This window comes from Allobosea rubneri, from assembly GCF_032464875.1.
In the GTDB taxonomy this organism is placed as follows: Bacteria; Pseudomonadota; Alphaproteobacteria; order Rhizobiales; family Beijerinckiaceae; genus Allobosea; species Allobosea rubneri.
Genome location: NZ_JAWDID010000002.1, coordinates 248287 through 262572, shown reverse-complemented (window position 1 = coordinate 262572; position 14286 = coordinate 248287). Strand labels below are relative to the sequence as shown.

Annotated in this window: 13 protein-coding genes; 6 read left to right on the top strand and 7 right to left on the bottom strand. The window is 66.4% G+C overall.

Annotation, left to right across the window (positions count from 1 at the left end; all coding sequences use genetic code 11):
* The first annotated feature begins 35 nt into the window (after positions 1 to 35).
* From amaB to RKE40_RS02610, 4 genes are all read left to right on the top strand, one after another.
* Complete coding sequence (gene amaB / locus RKE40_RS02625) at positions 36 to 1556, top strand: L-piperidine-6-carboxylate dehydrogenase (RefSeq protein WP_316016687.1); 1521 nt, start codon at positions 36 to 38, stop codon at positions 1554 to 1556.
* Positions 1557 to 1697: 141 nt separating this feature from the next.
* Positions 1698 to 2915: an acyl-CoA dehydrogenase gene (locus tag RKE40_RS02620; protein WP_316016686.1), complete on the top strand. Its 1218-nt coding sequence runs from the start codon at positions 1698 to 1700 to the stop codon at positions 2913 to 2915.
* A gap of 122 nt (positions 2916 to 3037) precedes the next feature.
* The gene (locus RKE40_RS02615) at positions 3038 to 4225 is read left to right on the top strand and encodes a CaiB/BaiF CoA transferase family protein (RefSeq protein WP_316016685.1); all 1188 of its coding nucleotides are present in this window, start codon (positions 3038 to 3040) and stop codon (positions 4223 to 4225) included.
* Complete coding sequence (locus RKE40_RS02610) at positions 4218 to 5900, top strand: thiamine pyrophosphate-binding protein (protein ID WP_316016684.1); 1683 nt, start codon at positions 4218 to 4220, stop codon at positions 5898 to 5900. Before RKE40_RS02615 ends, RKE40_RS02610 begins: the two co-directional genes overlap by 8 nt.
* Here the strand turns inward: RKE40_RS02610 and RKE40_RS02605 are convergent.
* Both RKE40_RS02605 and RKE40_RS02600 read right to left on the bottom strand, forming a co-directional pair.
* Positions 5886 to 6458, bottom strand: a complete 573-nt coding sequence (locus RKE40_RS02605) for a cytochrome b (protein ID WP_316016683.1) — start codon at positions 6456 to 6458, stop codon at positions 5886 to 5888. The genes RKE40_RS02610 and RKE40_RS02605 overlap by 15 nt on opposite strands.
* On the bottom strand, positions 6455 to 6994 hold the full coding sequence (locus RKE40_RS02600; RefSeq protein WP_316016682.1) for a YceI family protein: 540 nt from the start codon (positions 6992 to 6994) through the stop codon (positions 6455 to 6457). Before RKE40_RS02600 ends, RKE40_RS02605 begins: the two co-directional genes overlap by 4 nt.
* A 281-nt stretch (positions 6995 to 7275) precedes the next feature.
* On the opposite strand from RKE40_RS02600, the gene RKE40_RS02595 reads away from it, so the two are divergent.
* On the top strand, positions 7276 to 7821 hold the full coding sequence (locus tag RKE40_RS02595; protein ID WP_316016681.1) for a hypothetical protein: 546 nt from the start codon (positions 7276 to 7278) through the stop codon (positions 7819 to 7821).
* On the opposite strand, the gene RKE40_RS02590 is transcribed toward RKE40_RS02595, so the two are convergent.
* The 5 genes from RKE40_RS02590 to RKE40_RS02570 form a co-directional block, all read right to left on the bottom strand.
* Complete coding sequence (locus tag RKE40_RS02590; RefSeq protein WP_316016680.1) at positions 7815 to 8531, bottom strand: SDR family NAD(P)-dependent oxidoreductase; 717 nt, start codon at positions 8529 to 8531, stop codon at positions 7815 to 7817. The genes RKE40_RS02595 and RKE40_RS02590 overlap by 7 nt on opposite strands.
* Entirely contained in the window at positions 8528 to 9496 is a 969-nt protein-coding gene (tal, locus tag RKE40_RS02585; protein ID WP_316016679.1) for a transaldolase, read from the bottom strand. The genes RKE40_RS02590 and tal overlap by 4 nt, the downstream gene beginning before the upstream one ends.
* A 147-nt stretch (positions 9497 to 9643) precedes the next feature.
* On the bottom strand, positions 9644 to 10480 hold the full coding sequence (locus tag RKE40_RS02580; protein WP_316016678.1) for a carbohydrate ABC transporter permease: 837 nt from the start codon (positions 10478 to 10480) through the stop codon (positions 9644 to 9646).
* Positions 10480 to 11367: a carbohydrate ABC transporter permease gene (locus RKE40_RS02575; protein WP_390893189.1), complete on the bottom strand. Its 888-nt coding sequence runs from the start codon at positions 11365 to 11367 to the stop codon at positions 10480 to 10482. Before RKE40_RS02575 ends, RKE40_RS02580 begins: the two co-directional genes overlap by 1 nt.
* 217 nt (positions 11368 to 11584) lie before the next feature.
* Complete coding sequence (locus tag RKE40_RS02570; protein WP_316016725.1) at positions 11585 to 12958, bottom strand: ABC transporter substrate-binding protein; 1374 nt, start codon at positions 12956 to 12958, stop codon at positions 11585 to 11587.
* 322 nt (positions 12959 to 13280) lie between these two features.
* On the opposite strand from RKE40_RS02570, the gene RKE40_RS02565 reads away from it, so the two are divergent.
* Positions 13281 to 14264 (top strand): ABC transporter substrate-binding protein, encoded by a 984-nt coding sequence (locus tag RKE40_RS02565; RefSeq protein WP_390893188.1) that lies wholly within the window; start codon positions 13281 to 13283, stop codon positions 14262 to 14264.
* The last annotated feature ends 22 nt before the right edge of the window (positions 14265 to 14286 follow it).

The window sequence follows — 14286 nt, the reverse complement described above, 5'->3', positions numbered from 1 at the left end:
CCGCTACGGGCAGGAGCGCCAGGCACAGGCACGAGATGACCACTTCCCTTCCCAAAGACGCCCTCGCCCTCCTCCAGCGCCTCGGCGTGCCGGAAGCCGCCTATGCCGGCGCCGGCCTTTCGGCCCGCTCGCCGATCACCGGCGAGACCGTCGCGACCCTGCGCGAAACCTCGCCGGCCGAGGCCGAGGCCGCGATCGGCAGGGCCCAGTCGGCCTATCTCGCCTGGCGCAAGGTGCCGGCGCCGCGGCGCGGCGAGTTCGTGCGCCTGCTCGGTGAGGAGCTGCGTGCCGCCAAGACCGATCTCGGCCTGCTGGTGACGCTCGAAGCCGGCAAGATCACCTCCGAGGGCCTCGGCGAGGTCCAGGAGATGATCGACATCTGCGACTTCGCCGTCGGCCTGTCGCGCCAGCTCTACGGCCTGACCATCGCCACCGAGCGCCCGAGCCACCGCATGATGGAGACCTGGCACCCGCTCGGCGTCTGCGGCGTGATCTCGGCCTTCAACTTCCCGGTCGCGGTCTGGTCGTGGAATGCAGCGCTCGCCTTCGTCTGCGGCGACAGCGTCGTCTGGAAGCCGTCCGAGAAGACCCCGCTGACGGCGCTCGCCGTGCAGGCGATCGTCGAGAAGACGATGAAGCGCTTCGGCCCCGAAGCCCCGGCCGGCCTCTCCGAGGTGCTGATCGGCGGCCGCGAGATCGGCGACATCCTGGTCCAGGACCATCGCGTTCCGGTCGTCTCTGCCACGGGCTCGACCCGGATGGGCAAGGAAGTCGGCCAGAAGCTGGCGGCGCGCTTCGCCCGCGCCATCCTTGAGCTCGGCGGCAACAATGCCGCGATCGTCGCTCCCTCGGCCGATCTCGACATCGCGCTGCGCGGCATCGCCTTTGCGGCGATGGGCACCGCCGGCCAGCGCTGCACCACGCTGCGCCGCCTGATCGTGCATGAGAGCGTGTACGACGCGCTGATCCCGAAGCTGATCAAGGTCTACGGCTCGGTGAAGATCGGCGATCCCCGCGAAGCCGGTGTGCTGGTCGGCCCGCTGGTCGACGAGGCCGCCTATCAGGGCATGCAGAAGGCGCTGTCCGAGGCCAAGGCCGCCGGCGGCAAGGTCCATGGCGGCGAGAAGGTCGATGTCGGCCAGGGCGGCTTCTATGTCCGCCCGGCGCTGGTCGAGATGCCCGCGCAGACTGGCCCGGTCGAGCGCGAGACCTTCGCGCCGATCCTCTATGTCATGAAGTACAACAGCCTCGACCAGGCGATCGCCATGCAGAACGCGGTCGGCGCCGGCCTGTCCTCGTCGATCTTCACCATGAACATGCGCGAGGCCGAGCTCTTCGTTTCGGATGAGGGCTCGGATTGCGGCATCGCCAACGTCAATATCGGCCCCTCCGGCGCCGAGATCGGCGGCGCGTTCGGTGGCGAGAAGGAGACCGGCGGCGGCCGCGAGGCCGGCTCGGACGCCTGGAAGGCCTATATGCGCCGCGCCACCAACACGGTGAACTACGGCACCACCTTGCCGCTGGCGCAGGGCGTCAGCTTCGATGTGGATGCGTGAGACTTTGAACTAGGAAAACACACCGTCATTGCGAGCGTAGCGAAGCAATCCAGGAGCGGCAGCGCTCTACGCCTCCCTGGATTGCTTCGTCGCTACGCTCCTCGCAATGACGGCGAACAGGAACAAAGGGGAGTTGAGATCATGGCCGAGGCCGCCCGCAAGACCGCCCATAGCCACAAGCTCGCGCAGTTCAGCTGGGAAGATCCCTTCCTGCTCGACGAACAGCTCTCCGAGGACGAGCGGCTGATCCGCGACACGGCCCGCCAGTACGCGCAGGAGAAGCTGCAGCCGCGCGTCGCCGAGGCCTATCTCGAGGAGAAGACCGAGCGCGGCATCTTCAACGAGATGGGCGAGCTCGGCCTGCTCGGCGTTACGGTTCCCGAGGAGTATGGCTGTGCCGGCGCCAACTACGTCTCCTATGGGCTGGTCGCCCGCGAGGTCGAGCGCGTCGACTCCGGCTATCGCTCGATGATGAGCGTGCAGTCTTCGCTCGTGATGTACCCGATCTATGCCTATGGCGACGAGAACCAGCGCAAGAAGTACCTCCCGAAGCTCGGCTCCGGCGAATGGGTCGGCTGCTTCGGCCTGACCGAGCCCGACGCCGGCTCGGACCCGGCGGGCATGAAGACCCGCGCCGAGAAGGTTGCCGACGGCTACAAGCTGACCGGTTCGAAGATGTGGATCTCGAACTCGCCGATCGCCGACGTCTTCGTCATCTGGGCGAAGTCGGTCGCGCATGACAACGAGATCCGCGGCTTCATCCTCGAAAAGGGCATGAAGGGCCTCTCCGCGCCGAAGGTCGGCGGCAAGCTTTCCTTGCGCGCCTCGATCACCGGCGAAGTCGTCATGGACGGCGTGATCGTGCCGGAAGAGAACCTGCTGCCGAACGTTTCGGGCCTGAAGGGTCCGTTCGGCTGCCTCAACCGCGCCCGCTACGGCATCTCCTGGGGCGCGATGGGCGCCGCCGAGGACTGCTTCCACCGCGCGCGCCAGTACGGGCTCGACCGCAAGCAGTTCAACAAGCCGCTCGCCCAGACGCAGCTTTACCAGAAGAAGCTCGCCGACATGGTCACCGAGATCACGCTCGGCCTGCAGGGTTCGCTGCGCGTCGGCCGCCTGCTCGACGAGGGCAAGATGGCGCCGGAGATGATCAGCCTCGTGAAGCGCAACAATTGCGGCAAGGCGCTCGACATCGCCCGTGCGGCCCGCGACATGCACGGCGGCAACGGCATCTCGATCGAGTATCATGTCATGCGCCATGCGGCGAACCTCGAGACGGTCAACACCTATGAGGGCACGCACGACGTCCATGCGCTGATCCTCGGCCGGGCCGTCACGGGCCTGCAGGCGTTCTTCTAGTCCTCCCTCTCGGGTCGTTCCGGGCGAGCACAGCTCGACCCGGGACCCATGCCTGAACTGTTCCGGCATGGGTCCCGGCTCTCCGCTGCGCTGCGGCCGGGACGACGACGTGGATTCCCGCGATGACTTCGACCCCTCCCCTCGCCGGCCTGCGCGTCCTCGAGCTGGCGCGCATCCTCGCCGGTCCCTGGATCGGGCAGTTGCTCGCCGATCTCGGCGCCGATGTCGTCAAGGTCGAGAGCCCGGAAGGCGACGACACCCGCAGCTGGGGCCCGCCCTTCGTCGAAGGGCTCGATGGCGAGCATTTGTCGGCCGCGTATTTCCATTCCTGCAATCGCGGCAAGCGTTCGATCACCGCCGATTTCCGCAGCGAGGAAGGCCGGGCCCTGGTGCGCCAGTTGGCCGGCCACGCCGATATCGTGATCGAGAACTTCAAGGTCGGCGGGCTCGCCAAATACGGGCTCGACGCCGCGAGCCTGCGCAAGCTCCACCCGAGCCTGATCTACTGCTCGATAACCGGTTTCGGGCAGGACGGGCCCTATGCCGAGCGCGCCGGCTACGACTTCCTGATCCAGGGCATGGCCGGCTCGATGTCGATCACCGGCCAGCCGGACGGCCAGCCGACCAAGGCCGGCTATGCCAAGACCGACATCTTCACCGGGCTCTATTCCACCGTCGGCATCCTCGCTGCGCTGCGCCGGCGCGACCAGACGGGCGAAGGCGCGACCATCGATCTTGCCCTGATGGACACGCAGGTCGCCGTGCTCGGCAACCAGGCGCTGAACTATCTGGTCTCCGGCAAGCCGCCGGCCCGGCTGGGCAACGCCCATCCCAACATCGTCCCCTACGAGGTCTTCCCCGTAGCGGACGGCCACATCATCATCGCCACCGGCAATGACGGGCAGTATCGCCGGCTCTGCGAGGTACTGGGCCGTGCCGATCTCGGCAGCAATCCCGACTATGCCGACAATAAGGGCCGCGTCGCCGGCCGTGCCGTGCTGATCCCGATGCTGGCCTCGCTGACCGCGCGCCGCCACAAGGGCGAGCTGCTGACGGCGCTGGAAGGCGCCGGCGTCCCGGCCGGGCCGATCAACGATATCGGCGAGGTCTTCGCCGATCCGCAGGTGATCGCGCGCGGCATCAAGACCGAGCTGCCGAGCGCCGCCGCCAAGGCCGGCGCGATCCCGACCGTCGCCTCGCCGATCGTGATCGACGGGGTGCGCCAGGTCGCCGGCCGGCCGAGCCCGCGGCTCGGCGAGCACAAAGACGAAATCCTCAACGACCCCACCTGGAGTGGACGACATGGCTGAACGGACCGGCGGGCAAATCCTCGTCGACCAACTCCTGATCCACGGCGCGACCGATGCGTTCTGCGTGCCGGGCGAGAGCTATCTTGCCGTGCTCGACGCGCTGCACGACGCCAATCTCAAGGTCACGATCTGCCGGGCCGAGGGCGGCGCGGCGATGATGGCGGAAGCCGCCGGCAAGCTCACCGGCAAGCCCGGCATCTGCTTCGTGACGCGCGGCCCCGGCGCGACCAACGCCTCGCCGGGCATCCATATCGCCGACCAGGACTCGACGCCGATGATCCTGTTCGTCGGCCAGATCGAGCGCGGCATGCGCGAGCGCGAGGCCTTCCAGGAACTCGATTACCGCGCCGTCTTCGGCACGATGACGAAATGGGCGACAGAGATCGACGATGCCGCGCGCATCCCCGAGATCATCAGCCGCGCCTTCCATGTCGCGACCTCGGGCCGCCCCGGCCCGGTGGTGATCGCGCTGCCCGAGGACGTGCTGACCGATCTCGCCGACGTCGCCGATGCCGAGCCCTACCAGGTCACCGAGACGCACCCGTCCCTGCTGCAGACGATCGACCTGCAGAAGCGACTCTGGGCTGCAAAGAAGCCGGTCGCGATCCTCGGCGGCTCGCGCTGGAACCCGCAGGCGATCGAGCGCTTCCAGCGCTTCGCCGAACGCTTCGACCTGCCGGTCTTCGTCTCCTTCCGGCGCCAGATGCTGTTCCCGGCCGATCATCCGAACTTCGGCGGCGACCTCGGCATCGGTCCCAACCCGAAGCTCCTTAAGCGCATCCAGGAGAGCGATCTCGTCATCCTGGTCGGCGGGCGGCTCTCGGAGATGCCGAGCCAGTCCTACACCCTGTTCGGCATTCCCAACCCGGGCCGGCCGCTGGTGCATGTCCATCCCGATCCCGAGGAGCTCGGGCGGGTCTACCGCCCCTCGCTCGCGATCAATGCGACGCCGACCGCCTTCTGCGCCGCGCTCGAAACCGTGCATCCGCCGCAGGAGATCCCGTGGGCCGGTGCCGCCGCCGAGGCGCATGAGGCCTATCTCGGCTGGAGTGAGCAGCCGGCCCCAGTGCCGGGCAAGTTCCATCCCGGCGAGATGGTGACCTGGCTGCGCCGCAACCTGCCGGCCGATGCGATCATGTGCAACGGCGCCGGCAACTACGCGACCTGGGTGCACCGCTTCCACCGCTTCACCAAGTTCGCGACGCAGCTCGCGCCGACCTGCGGCTCGATGGGCTATGGCGTGCCGGCGGCGATCGGCGCCAAGCGATTGTTCCCTGAAAGAACAGTGGTCGCCTTTGCGGGCGATGGCTGCTTCCTGATGAACGGCCAGGATTTTGCGACCGCGGTGCAGTACGAGCTGCCGGTGATCGTGATCGTCGTCGACAACGGCATGTACGGCACGATCCGGATGCATCAGGAGAAGCACTATCCCGGCCGCGTCTCGGCAACGACGCTGAAGAACCCGGACTTCGCTTCTTACGCCAAGGCCTTTGGCGGCCATGGCGAGCGCGTCGAGACGACCGAGCAGTTCGCGCCGGCCTTCGAGCGGGCGGTGACCTCGGGCAAGCCGGCGATCATCCATTGCCTGCTCGACCCGGAGGCGATCACGCCGGCGAAGACGCTGTCGACGATCCGCGCCGAGGCCATCGCGGCCCAGGCCTTACAAGGCGCCTGAGCCAACGCGGCGAAACCACATCCGGCGCAGCAGCCCGTCCCGCCAGACGAGCTGGTGGAACAGTGCTGCGCCGAGATGGACCAGTCCCAGCGCGACGAGGCTGTCGAAAGCCAGCCCGTGCAGGCCGCGCATCAGCTCATAGGTCGCCTTGTCCGGTCCGATGGGATGGGGCACCGAAAACCAGCCGAAATACAGGGTGGGGATCTGGATCGGCGCAGCCGAGACCATCAGCAGACCCGTGACGGGCAGCGCGAGCAGGCAGAGGTAGAGCGCGGCATGAACGGCCTGCGCCGCCCGGCGTAGCCAGATACTGGCGGGCAATGGCTCCGGATCCGGGATGACCAGCCGCAGACTCAGCCGCATCACGACGAACAGCGCGACGGTCAGCCCAATCGATTTATGCCATTGATAGAGCACGAACCGGCCGAGCAGGTCGCGGCTCTCGTCGCCCATCAAACGCGACAAGCCGTACTGGACTGCGATGAGCGCCACCGTCAGCCAGTGCAGGGCGACGAGCGCCGGATGCCAGCCGGGCGGCCTCGCGACCGCCGTGGTCATTGCCCGAGCCGCCCCTTGATCGCGATCTCGACCTGATCGTCGACGACATTGACCTCGCGGCCGATGCCGAAGGCCGAGCGCGAAAAGGCTGCGCTAGCACGAAATTGCAGGCGACCATTGCGCTCGGCGGCCCCGACATCGTCCTCGGCGACGGCGGTCGCCGCAACCGGATGGGTGACCGAGCGGATGGTCAGCCGTCCCTGGATCGTCAGGCTGCGCTCACCCGTCCGGGTCACGCTGTCCGAGGTGAAGCTGGCGACCGGGTGATGGGCCGTGTCGAGCATGCTCTCGCCCTTGATGAAATCATCGACCAGCGACGAGCCGGTGTGCAGCGATGCGGTCTCGATGGTGATGCGGATACGGCTGCGCTCCGGGCGTGCGAAGTCGAGCGCCACGACGCCATCATAATGCTGGAACTGCCCCGAGGCGGTCGGCACGCCGAAACGGCGCGCGACGAAGCCGACCTCGCTGGCCCCCGGGCGCAGCGACAGGGAAGTCTGGGCGACCACCGCACCGGCCGCCAAGAGCGCGAGCATGGATACAGCAAGTCGGGTCATGGCACGACGGACTGCCCGAAACATGGCGTGGCGGTGGCAGACGCCGCCTCACACGAAGAGTTGAAATCGGTGCTCCGGGAGATCGGGCGCATCGCCAGCCGCCGAAACAGGCAGATGCCGGGGCTCCAGCGAGCGGCGGCGGCGTTCCATAAGCCTTCTGCGTCTCCAGACAGAAGCATCCCCGCGAAAACGCGACTGCCGGTGCCATTGAACCTTTCGGCTCGCACTTCGTTTCAGGGAGCAGGCAGGGAGTAACAGCAATGTCACGGCGCAGGGTACTGGCAATGGGACTGGCGGGAGCGCTCGGCCTCGCCATGGCTCCCCAGGCGCAGGCGGCCGGCTTCTTCGACGATCTGGCGCGCATTTTCGGGGCGCGCCCGACGCCGCCGGCCATGATCGGCCGCGGCGACCGCTTCATCGGCAGCGATCCCTTCGAGATGACGGTGAAACCGAAACGGCAGAAGCCGCGCGCAGCCGCGGCGTCGACCAAGCCAGTGGAACCCGCGGTGAAACTCGATCCGGCGACTGATCCGCACTGGTATCTGCACGATCCGACGCTGCGCAAAGGCGACATCGTCGTGACGCGCGCGGGCGTCGTCGTCTTCGACGGGCGCAGCGCTTCGGAGCACTCACCGGCCGCCTTCACGGCGCTGGGCGACACGAAGCGCTTGCCGAAGGCGCAGCAGCAGACGCTGCAGGCCGCGGCTGCCGGCGGGCGGGCGTATTTCCGCTATGACGGCGAGGCCAGCCCCGCTGCGCTCGTGCAGAAGATCAGGGCCGAAAACGCGATCTCGCTGGCTCAGTAGGTCGCGCGACCGCCCGACAGATCGAAGACGGCTCCGGTCGAGAAGCTGCATTTCTCGCTAGCCAGCCAGGCGACGAGTTCGGCCAGTTCCTCGACCTTGCCGAGCCGCTTGAGCGGGCTCTTGCCGATCATGGTCGCGACCGTCTCCTCGCTCATCTGCTGCAGCAACTCGGTTTCGATCGCCGCCGGAGCCACCGCATTGACCAGCACGCCGCTGCCGGCGAGCTCCTTGCCCTGCGACTTGGTGAGCGCGATCACGCCGGCCTTGGCGGCGCTGTAGGCGGAGAGCGTCGGAGTGCCCTCCTTGCCGGCGAGCGAGGCGATGTTGACGATGCGGCCATAGCCGCGCGGCGCCATCGCAGCCGCGACGGCGCGCGAGCAGAGGAAGGTGCCGGTCAGGTTGACCGCCTGGACCTTCTGCCATTGCGCCAGCGGCGTCTGCGCGACGGTGGTCGAGGGGCCGGTCAGCCCGGCATTGTTGACGAGCACGGCGACCGGCCCGTGCTCGCTTTCCGTGCGTGCCAGAGCGGCCGCGACCTGTGCCTCGTCGGCTACGTCGCAAGGAACGAAGGCATGGCCGCCCTCGCCTTCGGCCAGATCCCACACGACCGGCACGAAGCCGCCATCGGCGAGCCGCTCGCAGACGGCGCGGCCGATACCCTTGGCGCCGCCGGTGACGACGGCGACCTTGGCGAGATCCGCTGCGCTCACGCCGCCTTGGCCTGTTCGAGCTTGGCCGCGACGAGCTTGCGCAGGCCGCGCAGGTCCTTGACGAAGCCGCGAATGCCCTCGGCCAGCTTCTCCGTCGCCATCGCATCCTCGTTCAGGGCGAAGCGGAAGGCCTTCTCGTCAAGGACGAGGCGCTCCGGCGCCTTGCCCGCGGCTTCAGGCGAGAGCTTGCGCGGCAGTTCCCCGGTCGCGGCCTGGAGCTCGTCGAGCAGGCCGGGGCCGATCGTCAGCCGGTCGCAGCCGGCCAGCGCCTCGATCTCGCCGGTGTTGCGGAAGGAGGCGCCCATCACCACCGTGTCGATGCCATGGGCCTTGTAATAGCTGTAGATGTTCCGGACGGAAACGACGCCGGGATCGGTCTCGGCCGTGTAGGGCCCACCGCCGGCCTTGACGTGCCAGTCGAGGATCCGGCCGACGAAGGGCGAGATCAGGAAGGCCTTGGCGTCGGCACAGGCGACCGCCTGCGGCAGCGCGAAGAGCAGGGTCAGGTTGCAGTCGACACCCTCGGCCTGCAGCACGCGGGCGGCCTGGATGCCTTCCCAGGTCGAGGCGATCTTGATCAGAATGCGCTCGCGGCCGACGCCGCGCTCCTGATAGGCCGCGATGATGGCGCGCGCCTTCTCGATCGTCGCCTTGGTGTCGAAGGAGAGGTCCGCGTCGACCTCGGTCGAGACGCGACCGGGGACGATCTTGGTCAGTTCGGTGCCGAAGGTCACGGCGAGCCGGTCGCAGACCGCTTCGACCGCGCCGGCGCCGCCCTGCCGCTTGCCCCAGGCGATCGCCTCGTCGACGAGGGCGGCATAGGCCGGGGTCTCGACCGCCTTGAGGATCAGCGTCGGGTTGGTGGTGCAATCCACCGGCTTCAGCCGCCGCACCGCCTCGATGTCGCCGGTGTCGGCAACGACGGTGGTCATGGCGCGGAGCTGTTCGAGCTTGGAAGCGGTCATCTCTCTACCCTTGGGATATGCGGCCGGGTTTCCCCGCCAATATGGCGCCTGCCGCGTGTCATTGCGAGCACAAGCGAAGCAATCCAGCCCTGCGTCAGGTCGGCTGGATCGCTCCGCAGGTCTCGTCCGTCCGCGGACCGACGAGACTCAGCTCTTCACCGCGCCGGCGGTCAGGCCCGAGACCATGTTGTTGCGGAAGCCGTAATAGATCACCGCCGGCGGGATGGCGTAGATCAGGCCGGCCGTCATCAAGAGGTTCCAGGGCGCATCGTCGGCCGAGAGGAACAGGCCGAGACCGACGGCGAGCGGCAACTCCTTCTCGCTGGAGAGCAGCAGGAAGGCGTAGAGATACTCGTTCCAGGCGAGCAGCAGCGCATAGATGCCGATCACCACCATGGAAGGCTTCATCAGCGGCAGATAGACCATGCGGAAGAGCTGGAGCGAGGTCGCGCCGTCCATGATCGCGGCTTCGTCGAGTTCCTTCGGCAATTTGTCCGAAGCCTGCTTCAGCACCCAGATCGCATAGGGCGAAGCCAGCGCCACCATGGCGAGGATCAGCGCCGTGCGCGTGTTCAGCAGCCCGAAGGTGCCCATCGCCTTGTACATGGGGATGGCGAGGAAGGCGGCCGGGATCAGGTAGGTCGCCAGCGCGAAGTTCATGATCGAGCGGCCGCCCGGCGCCTTCAGCCGCGAGATCGCGAAAGCGGCGCAGGTCGCGATGAACAAAGTGAGCAGCCCGGTGGTGACCGCGATCAGGAAGCTGTTGAAGAGCTGCAGCCAGAAATTGGTCAGGTAGTAGTGCTGCTGCTTGAAGACGATCTGGAAGTTCTGCAGCGTCGGCTGGTCGGGCCAGAGCTTGCCGGCCAGCATCGATTCCTGGTTCGAGATCGACAGCACGAAGAGGTGGTAGATCGGCAGCATCGTCCAGATCAGCACCGGAATGGCGATCAGGATCAGCTTGCCCTCGTCGAGGAGCCTTTTCATCATTCGGCTCCCTTCGAGAGACGCTTCACCATGAACCAGACCATGGGCAGGATCAGCGGCATGGCGACGATGATCGAGGCGACGCCGAGGTCGAGATTGTTGTTGCGCATGTAGCGGATGCCGAGCGTCGCCAGCACGTGGTTGAGGTCGCCGGGACCGCCGCCGGTGAGCAAGTAGACGCTGTTGAAGTCGCCGAGCGTCCAGATCATCGAGAGCAGGGTCGAGGTGACGTAGAGCGTCGCCAGCGACGGCCAGGTGATGAAGCGGAACTGCTGCCATTTATTGGCGCCGTCGACGCTGGCGGCCTCGTAGAGATCCTGCGCGATGGCGAGCCGGCCGGTGACCAGGATCAGCGTCCAGAACGGCAGCGACTTCCAGATATGGACGACGATCGACGAGGCGAAGGCGAGCGTCGGATCGGTCAGCCAGCCCGGCCCTTCCATGATGCCGAAGAGCTGAAAGAGCTGCTGGTTGATCATGCCGTTCTCGGGATTCAGCATCACCCGGAAGGACAGGATCGTCGGGATCGAGGGCACCGCCCAAGGCAGGATGAAGAGCACGAGGACGATGCGGACCCAGGCGCGCTGGGCGACGAAGAAGCCAGAGAGAAAGAGCGCGATCAGGAACTTCAGGTTCACCGCCACGAACAGGAAGATGATCGTGTTGATCACCGTCCGGAAGAAGATCGGGTCGGCGAACAGCGCCTTGTAGGACTGGAAATTCAGGCCGATCCACAGGCCGTAGATGACCGGATAAACCACCATCACGGCGAAGACGAGGATATAGGGCGCGAGCATGAGCACGCCCCAGAAGGCGCGGTCGCGCGCCTGCCCCGAGGTCGCGTCGCTCGGCGCCAGGCTGGAGGTTGCCATCGTTGTGGCGGTCATCTTCTTGTCTCCTCTGCGCTCAGGCCATTTTGAGACGCGTCGACATCCCGCAGCGCGATCCGCGGCGGGATGCCTGTTTGGTCAGATAGAGCGGGGCGCGAAAAACTGGGAACCGATTCTTCGCATTGAACTCGCTCTAAACGCTTAGAATCGATCACGTTTCTGTGGCTTTGGGCCGATGGACCCAAAGCCGTCGTGATCAGCGCAGGCTTCGATATCAGCCGGCGATCTGCTTGATGCGGGCGATCATCTCGTCGGTCGCCTGCTCGGGCGAGACCTTGTCAACCAGAACGCGGTTGACGGCCTTGGCCCAGACGTTCTCGGCGTTCACCGCCGTGAACTTGTAGTTGTAGACGAACTGGAACGGCACGGTTCCGTCCTTGTACTGCTTGTAGACGACGGCGCGGTGCGGATCCTTGCCATCCGACCAGAACGGCGCCTCGATGCCGGCGAGCGTCGTCGAGACCCAGCGGCCGGCCGAGCCCTCGACGAACGGACGCAGGTTCTCGTCCTTCATCAGGAAGGCCATGAACTCCTTGCCGCGCTTCTTGTTCTTGCCGTCAGCGAAGACCACCGCGGTCTTGACCGCTGCGAGGTTGGTCATGTTGCTGCCGTCGGGCTTCTTCGGGAACTCGGCGGTGCGGATGTTGTCGTAATAGTTCTTCTTGGCCGCGTCGCGCTGTTCCTGCGTCAGGGCCGGGTTGTTCATGTCGTCCATGTGCTTGCCGGCGATCGAGATGGTCGCGTTGTGGGTCGCGATCGTCGTACGGTTATGGAAGGCGACGTTGTTGTCCGGGTCGAGCCAGTTCACCGAGGAGGGCGGCGTGCAGCCGCGCTGCATGATGTTGGCGTAGGACTTCACCGCCTCGATCATCGCGGCGCGGTTCTTCGGCTCGTCGAGCACGATCTTGCCGTTCTCGTCGACGATCTTCGCGTCATAGGCGTTGGCGAAGGTCAGGAAGCTGTAGAAGGTGTCGGACGCCGCGACGCCGAGCGGGTGGCCGACGGCGTAGATGCGCTTGCCCTTGGCGCGCGCCGCGCTCTGGACCTTGTCGCACCAGAAGTCCCAGTAGCCATTCCAGGTCTTCGGAATGTCGCTTTCCTTGAACCCGAACTCCTCCAGCATGTCCTTCCAGTAGGTGATGTGCATCATCTGCTGCTCGACCGGGAAGGCGTAGTAGGCCTTCTTGCCGGTCTTGCCGTTCATCAGGAAGGTGGTGGCGAGCGCCTGCGGCTGGAACTCGCCCTTCATCGGCTCGATGACGTCGGTGACGTCCTCGAGCTTGCCCTCGAAGGCCCACTGCCCGGTGGTGCGGAAGTCGTAGGTGGTGCAGAAGCCGACATCCGGCGGCGTGCCGGCCTGGACCGCGCCGACCGACTTGGTGACGCAGTCTTCCGTCGCATAGAGGGAGAGGTCGACCTTGACGCCGGTCGCCTTCTGGAATTTGTCGACGACGGAGAGCAGCGCGTCGTCCTCGCCCTTGTAGAAGCCCTTGGTGAACCAGACGGTCACCGTCTCCTGCGAAAGGGCCGCTCCGGTCCAGCCGACCGCAAGTGCGGCCAAGGCGGCACCGCTCACCAGATTGCGCATTGATTTCATCGAAAACCTCCCATTTAAAACGTTTAGATTTGGCGTTTCTCGCCGCCTGAGCGCGAAGCTAGTCGAAAACCCCCCTCATAAACAAGCCGTCCAAACGACCGAAATTCGCACGTTTCAGACAGCAGGTGGGCAGCGACGGCACTCCGGGTCGATGGTCGGTTCGGACCATGCACTCTCAATAAGGTCCCGCGCCTCCACGATTGTCACGAATGTGTCGTCTACGCGGCCTAACGGCCTCGCGGAGGAGGCCGCGACACCGTCCCGCAGGAGCGCGGAGGCAGGCCTTCCACCCGTAAGGTCCATGGAGACTGCCATGCGTTCCCACGCAATCGCCGCCGCGCTCGCGCTCGGCCTCGCCCTCCCCGCCATCGACGCCGCCGGCGCGGTCGAGGGCAAGCTCGTGCTCTATACCAGCCAGCCCAACACCGACGCGCAGCAGACGATCGACGCTTTCAAGGCCAAGCATCCCAAGGTCGAGATCAGCTTTGTCCGCGACGGAACGCCGCGGGTGATGGCCAAGCTGCGGGCTGAGTTCGAAGCCGGCGCGCCGCAGGCCGACGTGCTCTTGATCGCCGATGCGGTGACGATGGAGGGCCTCAAGAAGGAAGGTCGCCTGCTCGCCCATGACAAGGCGGACAGCGCCGCCTATCCGGCCGGCATCCATGATCCCGCCAAGTTCTGGTTTGCGACCAAGCTGATCACCACCGGCATCGTCTACAACACCAAGGCGACGCTGAAGCCGACGAGCTGGCTCGACCTGACCAAGCCCGAGGCGAAGAACCTGCTGGCGATGCCGAGCCCGCTGAACTCGGGCGCGGCGATGATCCACACCATCACCCTGACCGGCAGCCTGCCCGGCGGCTGGAGCTTCTACGAGGATCTGCAGAAGAACGGCGCGCTCGCCGCCGGCGCCAATGGCGACATCCTGCGCCAGGTCGCCACCGGCGAGAAGCTCTACGGCATGATCGTCGACTTCATGCCGATCCGCGAGAAGGCGAAGGGCGCCCCGGTCGAATTCGTCTTCCCGAAGGAAGGCGTTTCGGCGGTCAGCGAGCCGGTCGCGATCCTCAAGACCACGAAGAACGCGGAAGCCGCGAAGGCTTTCGTTGACTTCCTCATCTCGAAGGAAGGCCAGGAGCTGGCTTTGAAGCAGGGTTATGTCGCGGCTCATCCGCAAGTGGCGCTGCCGGCCGGCTACCCGGCGCGCGACGCGATCAAGCTGATGCCGTTCGACGCCGCCAAGGCCCTCGCCGACGAGCCGGCCGCCCGCAAGCGCTTCAGCGCAATCTTCGAGTGAGCTGCTTCGCGTGAGCCGCCCT

Coding starts and splice junctions, on each gene's coding strand:
- RKE40_RS02565 (WP_390893188.1), top strand. CDS start 13,281: ATGCGTTCCCACGCAATCGCCGCCGCGCTCGCGCTCGGCCTCGCCCTC.
- RKE40_RS02570 (WP_316016725.1), bottom strand. CDS start 12,958: ATGCGCAATCTGGTGAGCGGTGCCGCCTTGGCCGCACTTGCGGTCGGC.
- RKE40_RS02610 (WP_316016684.1), top strand. CDS start 4,218: ATGGCTGAACGGACCGGCGGGCAAATCCTCGTCGACCAACTCCTGATC.
- amaB (WP_316016687.1), top strand. CDS start 36: ATGACCACTTCCCTTCCCAAAGACGCCCTCGCCCTCCTCCAGCGCCTC.
- RKE40_RS02595 (WP_316016681.1), top strand. CDS start 7,276: ATGTCACGGCGCAGGGTACTGGCAATGGGACTGGCGGGAGCGCTCGGC.
- RKE40_RS02615 (WP_316016685.1), top strand. CDS start 3,038: ATGACTTCGACCCCTCCCCTCGCCGGCCTGCGCGTCCTCGAGCTGGCG.
- RKE40_RS02580 (WP_316016678.1), bottom strand. CDS start 10,480: ATGAAAAGGCTCCTCGACGAGGGCAAGCTGATCCTGATCGCCATTCCG.
- tal (WP_316016679.1), bottom strand. CDS start 9,496: ATGACCGCTTCCAAGCTCGAACAGCTCCGCGCCATGACCACCGTCGTT.
- RKE40_RS02620 (WP_316016686.1), top strand. CDS start 1,698: ATGGCCGAGGCCGCCCGCAAGACCGCCCATAGCCACAAGCTCGCGCAG.
- RKE40_RS02600 (WP_316016682.1), bottom strand. CDS start 6,994: ATGCTCGCGCTCTTGGCGGCCGGTGCGGTGGTCGCCCAGACTTCCCTG.
- RKE40_RS02575 (WP_390893189.1), bottom strand. CDS start 11,367: ATGACCGCCACAACGATGGCAACCTCCAGCCTGGCGCCGAGCGACGCG.
- RKE40_RS02605 (WP_316016683.1), bottom strand. CDS start 6,458: ATGACCACGGCGGTCGCGAGGCCGCCCGGCTGGCATCCGGCGCTCGTC.